This window comes from Halocola ammonii (genome assembly GCF_049334165.1).
Taxonomy (GTDB): domain Bacteria; phylum Bacteroidota; class Bacteroidia; order Flavobacteriales_D; family Sanyastnellaceae; genus JBEGHD01.
On sequence record NZ_JBEGHD010000028.1, the window covers coordinates 1 to 2,146 of the forward strand.

Here is a 2,146-nt window from a genome sequence, read left to right on the forward strand (position 1 = left end):
GGGTAAACAGAGATTTGAGAATCTTTGTTTCGCTCGTCAACTGAATCAACGTCATCATCAATTAGAATAAGCTCTTCCGAGAAAGATTCAATTGCATCAAATTCAGCATCGGCAGAACTAACTTCTATTTGAATAATGCCTGAATGAAATTCATCTTCAACAGCTTCGTCATCTAATGCCGTGATGGGAACATCAAACATTTGGTCGCTTAGAAGCTCAGAATTATCGAAAGTGAAAATCACCTGCTCTCCCTGGCCGTTTCCTAAATCCAGTTGATCATCGGGAGTTAAGGTGACTTCAACCGTTTCCGTTGGTAGTTTGGAAATGAAGATGTGGGAGTTGAGAGTTACGCCTTCAGGAATTGAATCAAAATAAGGTGTTTGAAGATAAACCTGAGCTTCTTGCTCTGCAAGTTCTCCCAGGTTGTATTTGCAAAAGAAGCCTTCCTCACCGGCATTGCTACCTAAAGTCATAGTGGTAGATTCCGTTGTAAAGGTAAAGTTGGGATTGCTCCCGTAAGCTCCAATTAGGTATAAGTTATTCTGTGGGTCTATTGATAAGCCCTCTCCTTCAATGTCTCCATCATCAATTTCCAAAATACTTGTTGAGTTCAAGTTGCCTATAAGGTCGAACTTTGAAACGAAATTGTTTTGAGATTGACCTGAGAAAAAACTTCCTTCTATGAACATTTGTTCAGGGAAATCACCATAAACATATGCATTGGAATAAGAATCAAATGCTATATCATAAAGCTCTGTATTTTCAGTCTCTGTGTATGAAAAGCCTTTAATCCAAACTATTTCTTGGTTACGGTTAAATTTGATCAAGTAATTATGTCCTACATTTCCATTTGAAAAATCTAAGATTCTGTCTATTCCTTGAAAATCTCTAAAAGAAAGGGAGGCATCTGAAGTATTAACCAAAACATGGATTTCTCCAAACTGATTGATGTCTAGCTGTGTGACACTTATCGACTCCTGAAAAAATAATTGGAAGTAGCCTAGTAATTCTAAATCACTTGCTGAATAAACCAGTAAGTTTGAGCTGCGTGAATCAATACTCTCAATTTCTAGTGAAGAGCTAATTCCAATATCTAAACCCTCTGTTTCGTATGTGATTAAATTAACACCAATAAAATCAGATGCTTCGTAATACTCTAAATCAATGACTGCTTGAAGACCTTCCCCGTCATAAATGTGGTGCCAAGTTACTTCTGCAGTTGATAAGCTCAATTCCATGATAAAAGCACTTCCTTCTTGATTATCAGGTAAGGACAAATTTTGATCATTGGGATCAAAAATAGAGTTACCAATGAAGGTTCCACCGACAAGTAAACTTTCATTTTGAAAAGTAATTTGAGATATTCCACCAGTATTAGTGGTTGCAAAATGCTTAACCCAAACCGGAGTCCCATTTGTATTGTAACATGCTATGAAACCATCCTGACTACTTCCAGTTCCTTCAAGTATCATTTCAGAGTCTTCCCTCGGATCAAAATCGAAAGACCCACTAAAAGACCCGGATACCAGAACCAAGGAGTCGTTCAACAATTCTATATCCGAAATACTTCTACCTAAATTAAACGCGAATAGCAGATCATTACTACTCGTGTAGCCTGCTATAAACCCTTGACTTGCTTCCTCAGATTCTTGTTCTAAAATAGTTTCATTGCCTCCAATTTCTACATCTGTAGATGAATAATAATAACCTCCTACTACTGTTATATTCGGCTCCTCATCAAATTCTATAACTGTAACATTGTCATCATAACTCGTGTTCCCCGAACCAAGCCCATAACTCTGGCCCCATTCGAAAGTCTGGGCTAAGAGTGTAAATGGAGTCAAAATAAAGAAGAGTAAAATAAACTGTTTCATAGCTTTGTGTTGTAAGTTTAGTTAAGGAGCAGTTTAGTTGAGAATTCATTTTTCCCGGTGTTAACCTTCAAAATGTAAGAACCTCTTGAAATACCTTCTACCGAAACCGGCTGATCTTTTGGGTGGTCTTTGATTTCAAGAACTGCTCGTCCGTTGCCATCGAGAATTCGAATGAGTTCGATGGTTTCAGCAGCCAGATTTTTTGGGTAGTCGATAGTGATTTCATCAGTGGCGGGGTTGGGGTAAACAGAGATTTGAGAATCTTTGTTTCG

At 37.9% G+C, this 2,146-nt stretch carries 2 protein-coding genes; both read right to left on the reverse strand.

The genetic code is table 11. The features are described 5' to 3' along the window. Positions 1-1,874: hypothetical protein (locus tag ABHV44_RS16070; protein ID WP_459075736.1), on the reverse strand; the 1,874-nt coding region annotated here is incomplete at its 3' end. A 17-nt stretch (positions 1,875-1,891) separates the two neighbouring features. Continuing rightward, positions 1,892-2,146 (reverse strand): T9SS type A sorting domain-containing protein (locus tag ABHV44_RS16075; protein WP_459075737.1); only part of this gene is annotated, 255 nt, incomplete at its 5' end.